Here is an 18,171-nt window from a genome sequence, read left to right as displayed (position 1 = left end):
CATCGGGTTTTCCGAAGTAAACCGCAACGGCGGCGGGCCTTGGAAAACAAGCGCCATTCAGCCAGTTTTCACTGCCATTCGCCGCAAGATATTTATTGAAAGCGCGATCGGCAGCAGGGAGAAAGCATGAAGCAACTGCAGGATGTCGACCTGAAGCTGCTGCGGGTATTCATGACCATCGTGAAGTGCGGCGGCTTCTCCGCGGCGCAGGCCACGCTGAACATGAGCCAGTCCAGCATCAGCGAGCAGATGACCAATCTGGAGACCCGCCTCGGCGTGACGCTGTGCGAGCGCGGCCGTGGCGGCTTTCGCCTCACCGAGCACGGCAGCGCCACCTATGAGGCGACGCAGCGGCTGCTGCTGGCGGTGGATACCTTCTGCATGGATACCAGTGCGCTGAAGCAGCACATCTCCGGCAAGCTGTACCTGGGCATCATCGACAACACCATCAGCGATGCCGATTCGCCGCTGGCGCGCGCGCTGCGCCAGTTCGTGAGCCGCGGCCACGATGTGCACCTGGATGTCTACATCGGCATGCCGGCGGAACTGGAAGAACGGGTGCTGGATGGCCGGTTGCACATCGCCATCGGCCATTTTCCGCTGCGCGTGGCCGGGCTGGATTACGCCCAGCTGTACGATGAGCCGGACGGCCTGTTCTGCAGCCGCTACAGCCCGCTGTTTGCCGCCAACGACGAGGACAGCGGGCTGTTCGAGCGCATTGCCGCCAGCCACATCGTGGCGCGCGGCTACCTGCAGCAGCGCGACCTGCAACAGCTGCAGGCGCACAAGGCGGCGGCCACGGTGGACAATGTCGAGGCACAGGCGATGTTGATCCTGTCCGGCGCCTACATCGGCTTTCTGCCCAGCCACTATGCCGCCCGCTGGGTGGACAGCGGCGACATGCGCCAGATCGCGCCGGCGCGCTTTCACTCCGACTGGCCATTTGCCGCCATTACCCGGCGCGGCGTGCCGCTGCCGACCGTGCTACGCGCCTTCATGGCGGATTTGCTACCGGGACAACACTGATCCGGCCTGCAAACCGCCGGACATGCAGTACCATTCAGCAGGCATTAAAGGTAGAGTGGTACAACAGTAATAGCGGTTGCTTTCAAGTTTTCACCGCCTTGATTGCCAGCCTTCCCTCCGGGCAAGCTGGCTGCCACAGGTCTGCACCTGGTTTCCGTTAAGCGACCCAATGACGATCGACCCCTCACACTATCGCCTGCCCGATGGCCTGTTCGTGCAGAACCGGCTGCAGCAGGAAGGCGACTGGCACTTTGCGCTGACCGGCAAGTTCCGCCAGCGGCTGTATGCCCCGCACCAGGGCAAGCTGCTGCCGCCGGCGCCCGCGCGCCAGCACGATGCGCTGCAGGAAGTGCTGACGCTGGCCCGCTATTTCGGCCAGTTGCTGTACCTGCCGCCGCCCACGCTGCAGGGCGAGGACATCGGCGTGCTGCTGGCTCGGCTGCAGGCGCTGGTCCAACACACGCCGGATGGCGCCATCGCCGCTATCATGCTGTGCCCGTGGCAGGACTACACCGCCCAGCATGGCATCAACGCGGCACTGCTTGCCTGCCTGCTGGCCCGCGTGCTGCAACTGCCGCCAGAGGAGCAGGACAGCCTGATGTTGGCCGCACTGTGCATGAACCTGGGCTCGGCCACACTGCACAACGAGCTGGCGCGCCACGAAGGCCCGCTCAGCACCAGCCAGCGCAAACGGCTGGAAATCCACCCGCTGGTCAGCTCGGCGCTGCTGCGCGAGCTGGGTTTCGCCAGCCCGCTGCTGCACGCGTGCGTGCTGGGCCACCACGAGCGCTTCGATGGCAACGGCTACCCCTTCCACCTTCGCCAGGAACAGACCTCACCGCTGGCGCAGCTGCTGCGCGTGATCGACATCTCCACCGCCAAGCTGATGCCGCGCAGCTACCGCCAGCCGGTACCGGCGCAGCGCGCGCTGGCGCAGCTATACACCCAGAGCGGCGAACAGTTCGACCCACGCTACACCGCGCAGCTGGTCAAGCTGCTGGGGGTCTACCCCAGCGGCAGCTTCGTGCGTCTGGCCAGCGGCGACACCGCCATCGTGGTGGCGCAGGGCGAGCAGCTCAACCTGCCGCTACTGGCGCCGCTGCGCGAGCTGGAACAGCGGCTGGATGCCGACGGCAACATCGCCAGCCAGCTGACCGTGCAGGTGGAGGCACGCCACCTGCAGAAACTGGGCGCGCTGTGGCCGCTGCCGGCCTGAGGCGGCGACACCACCCCGCCGCCTGATGCGGCCGCCCGGCGGGCACCCGCGCGCTTTTCCGCCGCCCCGCCCTGCCCACCACCACGCCCCCCGCCGGCGACGCCCGGCCCCACGCCGGCATCCCGTGGCACAGCCCGCGTCATCTCTTGGCGCAATCGGTCCGCCACTCGGCGCGAACGCCCCCGGGCAGGCGGCGCCGCCGCCGGCACAATGGCGGCTGATTCTGCTGATGCCATGCGGCCAACCTTGTGCCGGCCGCCCAACCGGAGAGCAATATGATGCAACTGATCCGCGCCCGCGACTTCACCGCCAGCCGTGCCTGGGGCGCCCGCGACATCGCCAACATCGACGGCACCAGTGCCCGCCTGCACTGGACCGACCAGCCCTACCACTGGCACGTCAACGACGGCGAGGAGCTGTTCGTGGTGCTGGATGGCCGCGTGCGCATGCACTATCTCGATGCCGAGCGCCGCGAGCAGGTGCTGCAGCTGCAGGCCGGCGACATCTTCCACGCCGCTGCCGGCTGTGAGCACGTCGCCCACCCGCAAGGCGAGGCGCGCATCCTGGTGATCGAACGCGCCGGCAGCGAGTAAGCGCCACCCCCTGATTCCGAGTCTGCTTGCACTGGCCGCGCCGGCCCACCCGGCGCGGCTTTTTTTCGTCATTGCATACGTAAAAATTATCTTGTGGATAGTTTTTAAATATTTTGGCTATCCAAGGCCGCTCCGTAGACTGCCCCTGTCAAACCGCTGACCACCGTGGGCAGCGCCGGGCACCCGGCCCGCGCCGCCCCCACCTCCCTGCCAGCCGTTTGTCCGGCCCGCGGCACCCATCTGCCGCAGCACCAGCACCTGTTCCGCAGTAAACACACAAGCAGCACACCAGACCCCTGCATGGGGCACCCCGCCTTACACACACCAAAAGGAGTACTTTGCATGGACAAGTTCATCCCCCACCTTGCCGCGCTGTGCGTGGCCGCGGCGTGCAGCCCGGTGCTGGCCAAGGACATCACCGTGGTGTCTTTTGGCGGCGCCAACAAGGACGCGCAGGCCGTCGCCTACTACCAGACCTTCGAGAAAGCCAGCGGCCACAAGGTGACCGCCGGCGACTACAACGGCGAAATGGCCAGGATCAAGGCCATGGTCGATGCCCGCCAGGTGAGCTGGGACGTGGTGGAAGTGGAGGCGCCGGAGCTGATGCGCGGCTGCGAAGACGGCCTGTTCGAGAAGCTCGACTGGAAACAGCTGGGCAACAGGGCCGACTACCTGAAACCGGCGCTGTCCGAATGCGGCGCCGGCATCTTCGTGTGGTCCACCGCGCTGGCCTACAACGCCGACCGGCTGAAAACCGCGCCGCAGAACTGGGCCGATTTCTGGAACGTGAAGAAATTTCCGGGCAAGCGCGGCCTGCGCAAGGGCGCCAAGTACACGCTGGAATTCGCGCTGATGGCCGACGGCGTCAAGCCGGCCGAGGTGTACAAGGTGCTGGCCAGCAAGCCGGGCGTGGAGCGCGCCTTCAAGAAGCTGGACCAGCTCAAGCCCAACATCCAGTGGTGGGAAGCCGGCGCCCAGCCACCGCAGTTCCTGGCCTCCGGCGACGTGGTGATGAGCTCGGCCTACAACGGCCGCATCGACGCGGTGCAGAAGGAAGGCAAGAACCTGAAAGTGGTGTGGACCGGCAGCATCTATGACGTGGACTTCTGGGCGGTGCCGAAAGGCTCGCCCAACGCCAGGGAAGCGCTGGCCTTCATCAAGAACGCCGGCAAGCCGGAAAACCAGGCCATCTACTCCAACCGCATCGCCTACGGCCCGACCAACCTGAAGGCGGTACCGAAGGTGGACGCCAAGGTGGCGGCCAACCTGCCGACCTGGCCGGCCAACCTGAAGAACGCCGCGGCGCTGGACGTGAACTTCTGGGTGGAACACGGCGAGGAGCTGGAGGAGCGCTTCAACGCCTGGGCGGCGCGCTAGACCCGCACCACCCCCAGCAACGTTGGCCGCAGTGCTTGCTGCGGCCTGTTGCCATTTTCCGCCCGCCGCCCCGCCCATCGCGGCGGGCGCCAGCACGCTATCAACCGGCCCAGACCGCGCTGGCGCCAGCCGGACCGGACGGGGTCAACTTGCCGCCGGTGGCAAGCCGTCGCCGGCATCCCGTGCCGTTCGCGGGAAATGCCGGCGGCGGCGCGGTGGCGGATGACGCGGCGGCCAACGTTGGCCGCCGCCGGGTCAGCGACTCAGCGCTGCTGCGGCGCGTATTGCGCGCTGGTGATGCAGTGCAGGCTGCCGCCGCCCAGCAAAATCTCGCGTGCATTGGCGATGCCGATCACCCGCTGCTGTGGGAACAGCGCGGCCAGCACGCGCTGCGCCGCCACATCGTTAGGGTCGCCAAACTCCGGCACCAGCAGCACGCTGTTGCCCAGGTAGTAGTTGATGTAGGAAGCGCAGATGCGGGTGCCGGCCAGCCGCGGCATGGCGTGCTCGCCGTGGTCCAGCCCGGCGGCCTCCTCTGCCGTCCACACCAGCGGTGCCGGTGCCGGCAGCTTGTGGATACGCAGCTGGCGGCCGCGCGCGTCGGTGCTGGCGGCCAGGATGCGGTAGGCCTCCTGGTAGATGTCGTACTGCGGGTCGCTGGGGTCGTCGCTCCACTGCATCACCACTTCGCCCGGGCTCACGAAGCAGGCCAGGTCGTCGATATGGCCGTCGGTTTCGTCGAACTTGCAGCCGCGCGGCAGCCAGATCACCTTGCTGGCGCCCAGGTAATCCAGCAGGTACTGCGTCATCGCCTCCTTGCCCAGCCGGGCGTTACGGTTGGCGTTGAGCAGGCATTGCTCGGTGGTCAGCACCGTGCCCTCGCCATCGCACTGGATGCCGCCCATCTCGGCGATGAACGGCGCACGGTAGCGCGCCACCCGCTCCGCCTCCAGAATCTTCTGCGCGATCTGCGCATCGCGATCCCACGGGAAATACAGGCCGCCGTCCAGGCCACCATAGGCGTTGAACTGGAAATCCACACCGCGCACCGCGCCGTGGTCGTTCAGTAGCCAGGCCGGACCGGTATCGCGGAACCAGGCATCGTTGACGCTCATTTCCAGCACGCGGATGTGCGGCGGCAGCATGGCGCGGGCGTTGGCATACTGCGCCGCCGATGCGCACACCGTCACCGGCTCGCTGTCGGCAATGGCACTACAGATGGCCACCCACACCTGCTGCGCCGGCTTGCCGCCGTGGCGCCACACGTCCGGGCGCTCCGGCCAGCCCAGCCAGCAGCCGGCCTTGGGCTCGAATTCGCCGGGGCAGCGAAAACCGTCGTTGCGGGGAAGGGAAGTCAGCGTCTGTGCCATGCGGAAGCTCCGGCAGGATGGGTGGCGCCAGCGGCGACATGCCGGCAGGCAAGGCACAGGGTATGGTGAATTTTTCTCGCCGACTAATGATGAAATCTGTCAGACCGGTGAATCGTTTTCACATAAGTAGCGCGCCAGACCGGCAAAGCCGACAAAGCTGGCCAGCCGCACATCGTCGCGCTTGCGCCGTTCCGCCAGCAGATAGTAGTTGCCGGGCGACGGCACCGCGCCACGGAACGGCCGTATCAGCCGCCCGCTCTTGAGCTCGTCGCCGGCGGTCAGCTCGTCGGCCAGGCACACGCCGGTTTGTTGCAACGCTGCCTCGATGGCCAGCCCGGAATGGGCAAAGTGAATGTTGCGCGCCGGCATCGCCAGCGTGGCGGCATGGGCGCCCAGCCAGGTGGCCCAGGTCTTGCCATCGGCATCGTCGTGCAGCAGGCAGTAGCGCGCCAGGTCTTGCGGCTGGCGCAGCGCGTTGTCGCCTTCGATCAGCGACGGGTGGCATACCGGAAAGAACTCGATGGCGCGGAACGGCACCACCCAGTATCGTGTCCAGTCGCTGTCGCTCATCGCGTACAGGATGGTGATGTCGGCGGCCGGATTGATCTCGGTCGCATCGCTGTCGTGCACCAGCAAATGCAGGGTGATGCCCGGATGGCGCTGGGCAAATTCGCCGATCAGGCGCGGCAGCAGTCGCTGCGCCAGCTCCGCCGGCGCCGAGATTTTCAGCGCCCCGCTCATGCCGGGCGCGGCCGCATTGCCGCAGGCTTCCGCCATGATGTCCAGCGCCTGCTGCAGCGAATAGTGCAGCCGCTGTCCGGCATCGGTCAGCCGCTGCAGGCGGCCGTGCTTTTCGAACAACACGCTATCCAGCGCCGCTTCCAGCGCGCGCACCTGATGGCTGATGGCGCTGTGGGTTACGCACAGCTCGTCGGCCGCCTTGCCAAAGTGGCCATGCCGCGCGGCGGCTTCGAACGCTCGCAACGCGCCAAGGGGAGGAAGTTTTCGCATGCTGGCAGATTACCGCATCGCCGCCGCCGGCGGCCAACGTTGGCCGCAGCGTGCAACGGCCGGTCGGCGTCATGGCCGGGCGTGGCCGGCAGCAGTGGCAGCAGTGGCAGCAGCGGTTGGCGGTTGGCGGTTGGCGGTTGGCGGTTGGCGCAGCATCTGCATGCGCCGGCACGGCGGCAAGTGCAAGACCAAGCAGTAGCTATAGCGGTTTGCTATAACTCGGCCAGCGCAGTCTGGCCGTGTGCGAGAGGCGGCCCCCGCCGCCGCGCATCATGGCGCCGGCGGCAGCGGCTTGCCTTCGATGATGGCCGGCAGCATTTCGCGCAGCAGTTCCTGCATCGCCTGCTGCGTCAGGGTGCGGGGGCGATGCGCGCTCACCACCAGGGCCAGGCGGCTGAACAGCCCCGGTTCACCGATCTGGCGCAGGCGCAGACGCGATGCCTTGTCGCTGCTGGACACTGCCAGCCGCGACAGCACCGCGCAGCCGGCGCCATCGGCCACCAGCTCCAGAATCGCCGGTACGCTGTCGATCTCCAGCGCCACGGTTGGCCGCAGCCCACGCGCGCCCAGCTCCGACTCCACCAGCATGCGGATGGCGTGCGGCTGCGACGGGATCACCAGCGGGCGGGCGGCCAGCTCGGCCAGCGTCACCGGCCCGCTGGCCATGCCGTCGTCCGCCAGCTCCACCAGGTACAGCGCCTCGTCGCACAGCGGCAGGATGTCGATATCCGCCGCCGGCACCGGGTTGTACAGCAGCGCGATATCCAGCCGGCCGTTGCGCAGCGACTCCAGCATATTGGCCGACAGCCCCTCGCGGATGGCCAGCGACGCCTCCGGCAGCCGGGCGCGAAACGCGCGCGACAGCGGCACCGACAGCACGCGCGACAGGCTGGGCGGCAGCCCCAGCGCCACCTTGCCGGCCAGCGCGCCGCGCACGCGGCCCAGCTCCTCGCGGGTGCGCTCCACCTGGTGCAGCACGCCGCGGCCATGCTCCAGCAACAGCTTGCCGGCCTCGGTCAGCGTCACGCCGCGGCCGTTGCGCAGCAACAGCGTCTGGCGCAGCTCGACTTCCAGCTGGCGAATCTGCCGGCTCAACGCCGGCTGGGCGATATCCAGCACGATGGCGGCACGGGTAAAGCTGCCCAGTTCCGCCACGCGCACAAAGTATTCAATCTGCTTCAGGTCCATGCCGTGCTCCTGCCCTCAGCGCGCCAGCGCGCTCATTCCGCCTGCGTGTCCAGCCCGCGCACCAGTACCTGCAACAGCCGCTGCAGCTGCAGGCGTTCATCGCCGGCCACCTCGGCCAGCATGCGCTGCTCCTGCTGCGCCACCGCGCGGTCGCACGCCGTCAGCAGCGCCAGCGCTGCCGCGCTCAGGCGCAGCTGGATGATGCGGCCGTGGGTCGGGTCTGGTTCACGCTCGATCCAGCCCTTGCCTTCCATGATCTTCACCATCTCGTTGGCCGCTTGCGGCGACACCAGCGAGCGCTCCGCCAATTGCGCATTGGACAGCCGGCCGTGCGCCTGCAGCTGCGACAACATACGGTATTGGCTGCTGGTCAGCCCCAGCTGCGTGAGGCTGTCGCGCAGCTGCTGGCCGAGCATGTGCTCCAGCCGGCCGATCAGGTAGGCGATGCCCAGCGGCCGTTCAGTGGCGCCGGGCGCCTGCGTGTCTTTACTCATTGCAAACCATCCTTGCCAGCAACGGAAACGGGCCATCCGGCAATATCAAATATCAGGTTAGTTGATATTTTTTGGCACCGCGTAACGGTAGGCGAGTATGGCAAATTGTGCCGCTGGCGGAAAGACAATGCGGTGGCAAATAGCGCACGGCATGCGCGGCGCGCGGCCGCCGGATACCGCTGTGGCAGCACGGCAGCGCGGATGGCCAGCGGCATGGCGCCGCCGCGCCACTACAACCGCGCCGGCAGCGCGGTGGGCTAGCCGCCGCTGGCGGCCAGCAGCGGCGCGCCGCCCAGCGCTTCGTACAGGGTGGCGCTGGCGGACAGCAGCTTGCTGCGCATCTCGAACCAGCTCTGGCGCACCGCCAGCGTGGTTTCCTGCTGCGCCAGCAGGCTGGATTTGTCGATGGCGCCCAGCCGGTAGCGCGCGTCGCTGGCGCGCTCCTGCTGTTCGGCGGCCTGCAGCTGCGCCTCCAGCGCAGTCATTGCCTGCTGGTAGGCGGCCAGCGCCTGCATGGCGTTATCCGCCTCGGCAATGGCGCTCAGCACCGTGCTGCGCCAGGCCTGCAGCTGCTCCTGCCAGGCCGCTTCGCTGTAGCGCACCCCGGCGCGCAGGCGGCCGCCATCGTACAGGGTGCCGGCCAGCGCGGCGGCGGCGGTGGCCACCCACTGGCTGGGGCCGCCAGCTACCTTGCTGAGCACGCCCTGCCAGCTGAAAGTCAGCGTCGGATACAGTGCGGCGCGCGCGGCGGCGATATCCGCCTGCGCCGCCTGCAGGGTGGCATCGGCAGCGCGGATGTCCGGGCGCTGCAACAACAGCGCGGCCGGCTGCAGCGGCGCCGGATACGGCAGCTGCAAGTCCGCCAGCGGTTCCGGCGTCAGCTGAAAATCCGGGGTCGCCGCACCGCACAGCACCGCCAGCGCGCTGTATGCCTGCCGTAGCGACAGCGTCAGCGCCGCCACGCTGGCGGTCTTGCTGGCCACATCCTGCTGCAATGCGGCCAACTCGTAGCCGGCCTTGGCGCCATATGCCACTTGTTGCTGCAACAGCAGGCTGCGCTGTGTCATCAGCGTCAGCTGCCGGCTGGCCAGCTGCTGTTGCTGCGTCAGCGCCAGCAGCGTGAAATACTGCCGCGCCACTTCGCTATCCAGCGTCAGCGCGCTGGCATCGCGGCTGGCTTCGCTGGCCGCCAGCCGCACCGCCGCGGCCCGGCTCGCTGCCGCCTGCTTGCCCCACCAGTCCAGGCTGTAGCTGAGTTCCGGCGCCAGCCGGCTGGTGCTGCTGCCGCTGCCGCCCTGCCGGCTGTGCTGGCTGCTGGCGCTGGCGGTCAGCTGCACACTGCCGTCGGCATCGGTGGCGGCCAACGTTGCCCGCGCCTTGGCAATGGCGGCCTGCGCCGACAGCAGGCCGGGGTTGGCTGCCCGCGCGCGCGCCTGCAGCGCCGGCAGGCTGGCACTGCCAAACGCCTGCCACCAGTCCGCAGCATTGCGCGCGGCCTGCCACGGCACGTCCACGCGCGGCCAGTTGTCATGCTGCAGCGGGATGTCGCTGCTGCCAGCGGGCGCCGGGCTGCGCTCGGTCGCCTGAGCGCCGGCGGCCGCCAGACACAGCAGCACTGCCGGGGGGAGTATCCATCGCATGCTGAAATCCTATTCCGCCGCCAGGGCGGTAACCGGGTCGAGGTGGGCCGCCTTGCGCGCCGGCAGGTAGCCGAACACGCAGCCGGTGACAAAGGCGCAGCCGAACGCCAGCAACGGCGGCAGCAGCGAGTACACCACCGACACCCCGCTCTGCCGCAGCACCCACACCGCCAGCAGGCCGACGCCGATGCCGATCAGCCCGCCCAGGCCGCACACCACCACCGCCTCGACATTGAACTGCAGCAGGATGCTGCCCATCGGCGCGCCGGTGGCCATGCGCAGGCCGATTTCGCGGGTGCGCTCGGTAACCGACACCAGCATGATGTTCATCACACCGATGCCGCCCACCAGCAGCGAAATCGCCGCCACCGAACCCAGTAGCAAGGTGAGCGTGTTCTGCGTTTCGGTGATCGTTTCCACCAGCGAGGCGGTGTTGCGCACCTGGAAATCCTGCTTCACATGGCGCGCCAGCAGGATGTCGTTGATCAGCTGCTCGGTCAGCGCGCTCTGGTTGATGTCGCGGATGCGCACCGTGATGGAGTTGACATAGCGCTGCCCCATCAGCCGCGACTGTGCGGTGGACAGCGGGATGAACGCCACGTCGTCCTGGTCCTGGCCAAAGCTGTTGGCGCCTTTCCTGGCCATCACGCCCACCACTTCGAACGGGATGTTGGACACCATCACGTACTGGCCGATCGGGTTGACGCCGAGCGGGAACAGGCTGTCGATCACGGTCTGCCCCAGCACGATCACCGCCGCCTGCTGCGCTTCCTCCTGCGCGCCAAAGAACACGCCCTGCCCCAGCGGCCAGTCCTTGACCTGGGGATAACTTGGCCACACGCCCTGGATTTCGCTGCGGTAGTCCTGGTTGCCCAGCCGCAGCGTCTTGCCGCTGGCGCTGCGCGTCGGCACCACGCCATCGACATTGGGCAGCTGCGCCAGCGCCTCGGCATCGTCGCTGGTCAGTGTGGCGATGCTGCCGCTTGGCCGCACGCCGGGCGCGCCGGGGCGCACCAGCAGCAGGTTGGTACCCATCGCCTTGATGCGCTCCAGCACATCGGCCTTGCTGCCATTGCCGATGGCCAGCATGGTAACCACGGCGGCCACGCCGATGATGATGCCCAGCAGCGTCAGCCCGGTGCGGAACAGGTTGGCGTGCAGCGCCACCAGCGCCATGTGCAGTGCTTCCCACAGGCGGGCCAGCGACAGCTGCCGCACCGTCGGCAGCGCGTGCTGCGGCTCGGCCAGCTGCCGCGCGGCCACGCTGCCGCTGTCCGCTTCCACCTGGCCATCACGCAGGCGGATGATGCGCTCGGCATGGTTGGCGATATCCAGATCGTGGGTGATCAGCACGATGGTGCGCCCTTCGTCGTGCAGCGACTTGAGCAAGGCCAGCACATCGCGGCCGTTCTGGCTGTCCAGCGCGCCGGTCGGCTCGTCGGCCAGAATCACCGGCGCGTCGTTCATCAGCGCGCGGGCAATCGACACCCGCTGTTGCTGGCCGCCGGACAATTGCGCCGGCTTGTAGTCCAGCCGCTCGCCCAGCCCCAGCTGTGTCAGCAGCTGCTGCGCCCGCTGCTGCCGCTCGTGGCGCTTGCGCCCGGCGTAGATGGCCGGCATCGCCACATTGTCGCTGGCACTGGCCGTGGCCAGCAGGTGGTAGCGCTGGAACACGAAGCCGAAGGTCTGGCAGCGCAATGCGGCCAACTGGTCGGCATCCAGCGTGGCCACGTCCACGCCGGCCACGCGGTACTGCCCGGTGCTGGCGCGGTCCAGGCAGCCCAGGATGTTCATCATGGTGGACTTGCCGCAGCCGGACGGCCCCAGCAAGGCCACGAACTCGCCACGGTGGATGCTGAGGTCGATGTCCTGCAGCACCGTGCTCAGCTCCCCGCCCGACGGGTAGCTTTTGCTGACCCCGGCCAGCGTTAACAGCGCCGTCATGTCAGCCTCCCGGCGGCGGCGGTGGCATGCCGCTGTTGCTGTTGCTGCGCTTGCCGCTGCTCTGGCTGGACAGCACCAGCTCCTCGCCCGGCTTCAGCCCGCTGGCAATGGCGGCCTGGCTGCGCGTGGCCAGCCGTACCTCGACATCACGGTTTTGCAGCTGGCCGTTCACCAGCACCTGCGCGCGGTAGTGGCGGCCATCCAGCGCTAGCGGCTTGAGTGCGGCCAACGGCACCACCGGCACGCCGGCCACACTGTCGATCAGAAAGAACACCTGCGCCGTCATGTTGATCATCAGGCTCTGCCCCGGATTGGCCACGTCCAGCAGCACGGTGTACAGCACCACGTCATTGGTGGTGACCGGGGTGGGTTTGATCTGGCGCACGGTGGCCTGATGCCGGGTCTGGCTATCACCCAGGGTAGTGAACCAGGCGCGCATGCCCGGTTTGAGCTGTGGAATATCGGCCTCGGCCACCTGCGCCTCCACCGTCATCGGGTCCAGCCGCGCCACGCGCAGAATGGTCGGCGCGGTCTGGCTGGAGTTGATGGTCTGCCCTTGCAGATAGGTTTGCGACACCACGGTGCCATCGATGGGGGCAAAGATGCGGGTGTACTTGAGGCTAAGCTGGTCGCCCTGCAGCGTGGCGCGCGCCTTGGCGATCTGCGCCGCCAGCGACTGCAGCCCGGCCTGCGCCGTGTCGTGCTCCGCCTGTGCCGATTCCAGCGCCTCCTGGCTGGTGGCATCCAGTTGCCGCAGCCCCTGCTGTCGCACCAGCTGCTGCCGTGCCAGCGCCAGGCTGACGGTCTGTTTTTCCCGCTGCGCAATCAGGTCGTCTACCGCGGCGTGGTCGCTGTCGACCTTGGTCTGGTACGCCTCCGGGTCGATCTGCACCAGCAGCTGGCCCTTGCGCACCTGCTGACCGACGGCGACATACACCTTGCTGATCTGCCCGGATACCTGGGCGCCGACATCCACATAGTCGCGCGGCGCCAGCGAGCCCTGCGCGGTGACGGTTTTTTCCAGGCGGCCAAGCGCCACTTTCTGCGTCAGCCGGGTCGGCGCCGGCGCGCTACGCGGCAGCAGCCACCAGATCGCCGCCGCCAGCACCAGCAGCGCGCCCAGCAACCACCAGCCCTTGCGCCCCAGCTTGCGGGCTGGCCGGCGCAGATCGAGTTGAGCCATACATTCCTCCGTAGCTGTTATTACAGTAGCGGAGTGTGTCGTCGGTTTACCAACTGTACGTCATGGGCGATACAGTGCCGGGCGGCAACGACGTTGCGGCCAACGTGTCAAGGCCGTAAAGGTTGGCCGCATGCGCCGCGCGGCGGCTAGAACACATGCCGGGTCGGCCCCCGTCCCTCCCTCCGGCCACGCCAATCGCGCCGACCCTATGCTGCTTGAATTTTGCTGCCGACCGCCCGGCGGCGACTGCGCAAACCGCCGCCACCACGCCAGCAAGGCGGAACAAAAGCAAAAAAATAGGCGTGATTACGTAACAAAATCGCCAAATTTTGCATTTTAGCCGCGAGCGCTCTCGGCATAATTGACATCAATTTATTGCTGCCAAACATCGGCACGCCCGGCCAGAGCAGGGCGACAGCAAGACGAGAGGTGTCGGATGCGTGAACTATCTCCTTCCAGCGAACAGCCGCCTGCTGCCGGACAGCCCGGCGGCAGCGCCATCGTCACGATGACGCCCGGCCCGCAGTGGCGCTGCCGGCTGTTGCCGGCCGCCGGCGTCGTCGGCCAACCGCTGTCCGCCTGGCAGCGGCAGCAGGCACTGGCGCTGCTGGCGCAGTTGCGCCCGGCCGGCATCGCACTCACCCAGTACACGTCGCAGCCCTGCGGCGAACTATTCCACTCCGGCGCCAGCGCCGATGGCCAAGTGCACGCCTATGCCCTGCTGCGCCGTGATCGCAGCGTGGAAATGGTCGCCACCCTGCCCACCGGCTGCTGGCCACCGCACGCGCACGCCTGGTGGCCGGGGGTGTACGAACTTCCACTGTTGCAGCAAATCACCCCGCTGCTGCTGCCGCTGGCCGACGCGCTGGCGCTGCCGGCGCCCTGCTCGCTACAGATGACGCTGCTGGCGCTACAGGGCAGCGCGCTGATCGCCAAGCACCAGCAAGGCTCGGAACGGGTCTATCCGCTGCCGCCGGATATTGACCGGCTGGAGCTTCCGCCGGTGCGGTTTGATGGCTTTAGCGCTGCCAGCAGAAGCGCACTGATTCACGCGCTGGATCAGGTGCGCACCTGCGCGGGGGCCAGTTCGGCCACCGCCTTCTATCTCTAATTTTCCGGATAACGGCCATGACTACTGCGCTTGATTCATTCGATCAGAAGATCCTCACCATCATGCAGCGCGACTGCTCGGTAAATGCGGAAACGATTGCCGAGACCATCGGCCTGTCTGCCTCCGCCGTGCAGAAGCGGCTCAAGCGGCTGCGTGCCGAAAAAATCATCAGCGCCGAGGTGGCCGTGCTCGACCGCGCGCTGGTCGGGCGGCCGATGAGCTTTGTCGCCGCCATGGAAATCGAGCGCGACAACTACGACACCGTCAACCGCTTCCGCGAGTGGGCGAAGCAGATCGACGCCATCCAGCAGATCTACTACGTGACCGGCGCCGCCGACCTGATCGTCATCATCACCGCCCAAGATGTCGAGGCCTACGACCGCCTGACGGCGCGGGTGATGGAGAACAACCCGATGATCCGCCGCATCACCACCAACGTGGTGCTCAACACCCTGAAAACCTCGCTGTTCATCCCGGTGGAAGGCGACGGGCAAAGCGCAGCCGACAGCGGTCAAAACGCAACAAAATAACCGTTTTTAGCGTCATTTAGTCGATTGTTTGCGTCATTTTGCCGCCGTAACATGAAGTTCCACACTCGAACACGAAGGGATCCAGCGATGACTTTCCGATTGGCACTGATTGGTTTCGGCGGCGTTAACCAGGGCCTGGTGGCTCTACTCAAGGCAAAACAAGGCAAGCTTGGCGGCCTCGACTTCCGCATCACTGCGCTGGCCGACCTGCGCCTGGGCGTGGTCAGCAACCCGCAGGGCATCGACCTGGACGCACTGCTGGCCACCGCCGACAGCGGCTTCAGCACCGACGCGCTGCGCAGCGATCCGTCGACCCGCATCAGCGAACACATCGACCTCGCCGCCACCCTCGAACTGGTCACCGCCGACTACGTCGACGTGGTGGTCGAGGCCACCTTCACCGACCCGCACACCGGCGAGCCGGCGCTGTCGCACTGCCGCGCCGCGCTGAGCCACGGCAAGCACGTGATCACCACCAACAAGGGCCCGATCGCGCTGGCACAGCAGTCGCTCACCGCCCTGGCCGCGGCCAACGGTGCCGCCATCAAGTACGAGGGCGCGGTGATGAGCGGCACACCGGTGCTGCGCCAGATCGGCACCACGCTGCGCGGCTGCGAGATCAACGGCTTTGCCGGCATCCTCAACGGCACCTCCAACTTCGTGCTGGACCGGCTGGCGCAGGGCCACGACTTCGACGCCGCGGTGCGCGAGGCACAGCAACTCGGCTATGCCGAAGCCGACCCTAGCGCCGACCTCGGCGGTGGCGACGTACAGCTGAAGGTGGTGATTCTCGCCAATACGCTGTGGCAGGCCGGCCTGACCCGCGCCGATGTGCCCTGCCGCGGCATCACCGGCCTCACCAGCACCGACATCCGCGCCGCGCAGGCCGCCGGACGCAGCTGGCGACTGGTCGGCGCCGCCACCCGCCACCCGGACGGCAGCGTCAGCGCCAGCGTCGAGCCGCGCGAATTGCCGGCCGGCCACCCGCTGGCGGCGATCGGCGGCGTCACCAACGCCATCACCTTCGACACCGACGTGCTGGGCGGCGTCACCATCAGCGGACCGGGTGCCGGGCGCGTGGAAACCGCCTTCGCCGTGCTGTCCGACCTGATCGAGCTGGCCGAGCAGACCCGCGGCCAGGAGGTGCAAGCATGAACGCGCCACTCAAGCAGCAAGCCATGCACTGCGAAGTGCAGTCGCCGTTTGACGGCAGCGTGGTCGGCAGCGTCGAGCTGACCCCGGTCGAGGCGCTGCCGGCCATCGTCAGCCGCGCCCGCCACGGCGCAACGTTGGCCGCAGCGCTGCCGCGCCACCAGCGCGCCGAGCTGCTGCAGCGCGCCGCGACCATGGTGGAACAACAGGCGGCCGAGTTTACCCGCACCATCGTGCTGGAGTCCGGCAAGGCACTGCGCCAGGCACGCAAGGAAGTGGCGCGCTGCGTCAACACCCTGCGGCTGTCGGCGGAAGAAGCCAAACGCCACGGCGGCGAGATCATCCCGTTTGATTCCTACGCCGGCGCCGAAGACCGTAGCGGCTACTTCACCCACGAACCGCTGGGCGTGATCCTCGCCATCACCCCGTTCAACGACCCGCTCAACCTGGTCGCCCACAAGCTGGGGCCGGCACTGGCCGCCGGCAATGCGGTGATCCTCAAGCCATCGCTGCTGGCGCCGCTGTCGGCGGTGCGACTGGCGGAGTGCCTGTGGCAGGCCGGTGTACCGCGCGACGCGCTGCAGCTGGTGCACGGCGGTAGCGACGTGGCCGCACCGCTGGTGCGCGACAAGGCGATCCGCATGGTCAGCTTCACCGGCGGCCCGGTCAGCGGCGAGGCCATCACCCGCGAGGCGGGGCTGAAGAAGCTGGCGATGGATCTGGGCGGCAACGCGCCGGTGATCGTGATGGCCGACTGCGACCTGCGCGACGCCGCCGAATCCTGCGTCTCCGGCGCGTTCTGGGCCGCCGGCCAGAACTGCATCGGCACCCAGCGCCTGCTGATCGCGCGGCCGGTATACGAGCTGTTCACCCGCTACCTGACCGAGCTGACCGCCGCGATGCGGGTCGGCGACCCGCTGGACGAGGCCACCGACATGGGGCCGATGATCAGCGAGGCGCAGGCCTGCCGCATCGAGAGCTGGGTGGACGAGGCGATCACAGAGGGCGCCACCGTACTGTGCGGCCACCAGCGCCAGGGTGCGCTGTACGCGCCGACCATCCTTGCCGACGTCCCCACCACCGCCCGCGTCTGGCGCGAGGAGGTGTTCGCGCCGGTGGTGATCGTCGCCCCGTTCGACGATCTGGAGAGCGCGCTGGCTGCGGCCAACGATAGCGACAGCAGCCTGCAGGCCGGCATCTTCACCAGCCATCTGGAGACGGCACTGGGGGTGGCGGAACGGCTGCAGGCCGGCGGGGTGATGATCAACGACTCCTCCGACTTCCGCTTCGACGGCATGCCGTTCGGCGGTTTCAAGTACGGCTCGCTGGGACGCGAGGGGGTGCGCTTCGCCATTACCGAGATGTCGCAACCCAAGGTGATCTGTTTCAAACGCAAGCGCCTGAGCGCGCACTAGAAAGCGGTTGCAAGTCGTCGTGCCGGCGGCGCTGCCGCCGCCGGAAGTGGCACACAAAAAAAGACGTCCACAAATCGAGAATAGAGAGGATCACCCATGACATCCCTAGCCCATCCCGCTTTTTCGCCGCCGGCGCCGGTGCTGGCCATCGAGGAGCTGCACAAGTCGTTCGGCAGCGTCGAGATCCTGAAAGGCATCTCGCTCACCGCGCACAAGCACGACGTGATCTCGATCCTGGGCAGCAGCGGCTCCGGCAAAAGCACCCTGCTGCGCTGCATCAACCTGCTGGAAACCCCGGACGCCGGACGGCTGACCATCAACGGCGAGCATCTGGAGATGAAGGCGACGCGCGATGGCGGACTGACGCTGGCCGACCCGCAACAGATCACCCGCATCCGCCGCAAGCTGGCGATGGTGTTCCAGCAGTTCAACCTGTGGGCGCACATGACGGTGCTGCAGAACGTGATGTTCGTACCGCAGAAGGTGCTCGGCCTCGGCCGCCAGGAGGCAGAAGCCAAGGCGCTGGAGATGCTGGAAAAGGTCGGCCTGGCCGGCAAGTGCCACGCCTACCCTGCCCAGCTCTCCGGCGGCCAACAGCAGCGGGTGGCCATCGCCCGCGCGCTGGCCACCGACCCGGAAGTACTACTGTTCGACGAGCCGACCTCGGCGCTGGACCCGGAGCTGGTGGGTGAAGTGCTGAAGGTGATGCGCGCGCTGGCCGAGGACGGCCGCACCATGCTGGTGGTCACCCACGAGATGGGCTTCGCGCGCGAGGTCGCCAGCCGCGTGGTGTTCGTGCACCAGGGCAAGATCGAAGAAGACGGCTGCCCCGACGAAGTGTTCACCCGCCAGCAGTCGCCCCGTTTCCAGAAATTCCTGTCCAGCATCCTGTGATCGCCGCCCCCACCCAAAGGAAATCGC

At 67.6% G+C, this 18,171-nt stretch carries 17 protein-coding genes; 9 read left to right on the top strand and 8 right to left on the bottom strand.

The annotated features are described in order from the left end of the window. Positions 1 to 126 precede the first annotated feature (126 nt). From ABNW52_RS00205 to ABNW52_RS00190, 4 genes are all read left to right on the top strand, one after another. Positions 127 to 1,026: a LysR family transcriptional regulator gene (locus ABNW52_RS00205; protein ID WP_349582371.1), complete on the top strand. Its 900-nt coding sequence runs from the start codon at positions 127 to 129 to the stop codon at positions 1,024 to 1,026. 169 nt (positions 1,027 to 1,195) lie between these two features. Continuing rightward, positions 1,196 to 2,242 carry an HD-GYP domain-containing protein gene (locus ABNW52_RS00200; protein ID WP_349582369.1) on the top strand — a complete coding sequence of 349 codons (1,047 nt, stop codon included), beginning with the start codon at positions 1,196 to 1,198 and terminating at the stop codon, positions 2,240 to 2,242. Between the two features lie 278 nt (positions 2,243 to 2,520). Then, a complete protein-coding gene (locus ABNW52_RS00195) occupies positions 2,521 to 2,835 on the top strand; it encodes a cupin domain-containing protein (RefSeq protein WP_349583642.1) in 315 nt (104 codons plus the stop codon). Positions 2,836 to 3,177: 342 nt separating this feature from the next. Next, the gene (locus tag ABNW52_RS00190) at positions 3,178 to 4,212 is read left to right on the top strand and encodes an ABC transporter substrate-binding protein (RefSeq protein WP_349582367.1); all 1,035 of its coding nucleotides are present in this window, start codon (positions 3,178 to 3,180) and stop codon (positions 4,210 to 4,212) included. A 263-nt stretch (positions 4,213 to 4,475) separates the two neighbouring features. Here the strand turns inward: ABNW52_RS00190 and aguA are convergent, their stop codons facing one another. From aguA to ABNW52_RS00150, 8 genes are all read right to left on the bottom strand, one after another. Beyond that, the gene (gene aguA, locus ABNW52_RS00185; RefSeq protein WP_349582365.1) at positions 4,476 to 5,582 is read right to left on the bottom strand and encodes an agmatine deiminase; all 1,107 of its coding nucleotides are present in this window, start codon (positions 5,580 to 5,582) and stop codon (positions 4,476 to 4,478) included. Positions 5,583 to 5,681: 99 nt separating this feature from the next. After that, complete coding sequence (locus ABNW52_RS00180) at positions 5,682 to 6,593, bottom strand: LysR substrate-binding domain-containing protein (protein WP_349582362.1); 912 nt, start codon at positions 6,591 to 6,593, stop codon at positions 5,682 to 5,684. Positions 6,594 to 6,863: 270 nt separating this feature from the next. Then, positions 6,864 to 7,781: a LysR substrate-binding domain-containing protein gene (locus ABNW52_RS00175; protein ID WP_349582359.1), complete on the bottom strand. Its 918-nt coding sequence runs from the start codon at positions 7,779 to 7,781 to the stop codon at positions 6,864 to 6,866. 32 nt (positions 7,782 to 7,813) lie between these two features. Then, positions 7,814 to 8,275 (bottom strand): MarR family winged helix-turn-helix transcriptional regulator, encoded by a 462-nt coding sequence (locus ABNW52_RS00170; RefSeq protein ID WP_349582355.1) that lies wholly within the window; start codon positions 8,273 to 8,275, stop codon positions 7,814 to 7,816. Positions 8,276 to 8,532: 257 nt separating this feature from the next. Continuing rightward, complete coding sequence (locus ABNW52_RS00165; RefSeq protein WP_349582352.1) at positions 8,533 to 9,915, bottom strand: efflux transporter outer membrane subunit; 1,383 nt, start codon at positions 9,913 to 9,915, stop codon at positions 8,533 to 8,535. Between the two features lie 9 nt (positions 9,916 to 9,924). Then, positions 9,925 to 11,859 carry a MacB family efflux pump subunit gene (locus ABNW52_RS00160; protein WP_349582349.1) on the bottom strand — a complete coding sequence of 645 codons (1,935 nt, stop codon included), beginning with the start codon at positions 11,857 to 11,859 and terminating at the stop codon, positions 9,925 to 9,927. Position 11,860: 1 nt separating this feature from the next. After that, positions 11,861 to 13,042 (bottom strand): efflux RND transporter periplasmic adaptor subunit, encoded by a 1,182-nt coding sequence (locus ABNW52_RS00155; RefSeq protein ID WP_349582346.1) that lies wholly within the window; start codon positions 13,040 to 13,042, stop codon positions 11,861 to 11,863. A 206-nt stretch (positions 13,043 to 13,248) separates the two neighbouring features. After that, positions 13,249 to 13,431 carry a hypothetical protein gene (locus ABNW52_RS00150; protein WP_349582343.1) on the bottom strand — a complete coding sequence of 61 codons (183 nt, stop codon included), beginning with the start codon at positions 13,429 to 13,431 and terminating at the stop codon, positions 13,249 to 13,251. A gap of 47 nt (positions 13,432 to 13,478) precedes the next feature. Between ABNW52_RS00150 and ABNW52_RS00145 the strand changes: the two genes are divergently transcribed. From ABNW52_RS00145 to ABNW52_RS00125, 5 genes are all read left to right on the top strand, one after another. After that, on the top strand, positions 13,479 to 14,153 hold the full coding sequence (locus ABNW52_RS00145) for a hypothetical protein (RefSeq protein WP_349582340.1): 675 nt from the start codon (positions 13,479 to 13,481) through the stop codon (positions 14,151 to 14,153). Positions 14,154 to 14,170: 17 nt separating this feature from the next. Continuing rightward, positions 14,171 to 14,683, top strand: coding sequence for an Lrp/AsnC family transcriptional regulator (locus tag ABNW52_RS00140; protein ID WP_349582338.1), 513 nt, complete (start codon positions 14,171 to 14,173; stop codon positions 14,681 to 14,683). Positions 14,684 to 14,770: 87 nt separating this feature from the next. After that, a complete protein-coding gene (locus tag ABNW52_RS00135; protein ID WP_349582335.1) occupies positions 14,771 to 15,838 on the top strand; it encodes a homoserine dehydrogenase in 1,068 nt (355 codons plus the stop codon). Next, complete coding sequence (locus ABNW52_RS00130; RefSeq protein ID WP_349582332.1) at positions 15,835 to 17,250, top strand: aldehyde dehydrogenase family protein; 1,416 nt, start codon at positions 15,835 to 15,837, stop codon at positions 17,248 to 17,250. The genes ABNW52_RS00135 and ABNW52_RS00130 overlap by 4 nt, the downstream gene beginning before the upstream one ends. A gap of 96 nt (positions 17,251 to 17,346) precedes the next feature. Then, a complete protein-coding gene (locus tag ABNW52_RS00125) occupies positions 17,347 to 18,144 on the top strand; it encodes an ABC transporter ATP-binding protein (protein WP_349582330.1) in 798 nt (265 codons plus the stop codon). The last annotated feature ends 27 nt before the right edge of the window (positions 18,145 to 18,171 follow it).

The sequence above is a fragment of the Vogesella oryzagri genome (assembly GCF_040148885.1).
In the GTDB taxonomy this organism is placed as follows: Bacteria; Pseudomonadota; Gammaproteobacteria; order Burkholderiales; family Chromobacteriaceae; genus Vogesella; species Vogesella oryzagri.
This window is presented reverse-complemented; position numbering and strand designations above follow the sequence as displayed.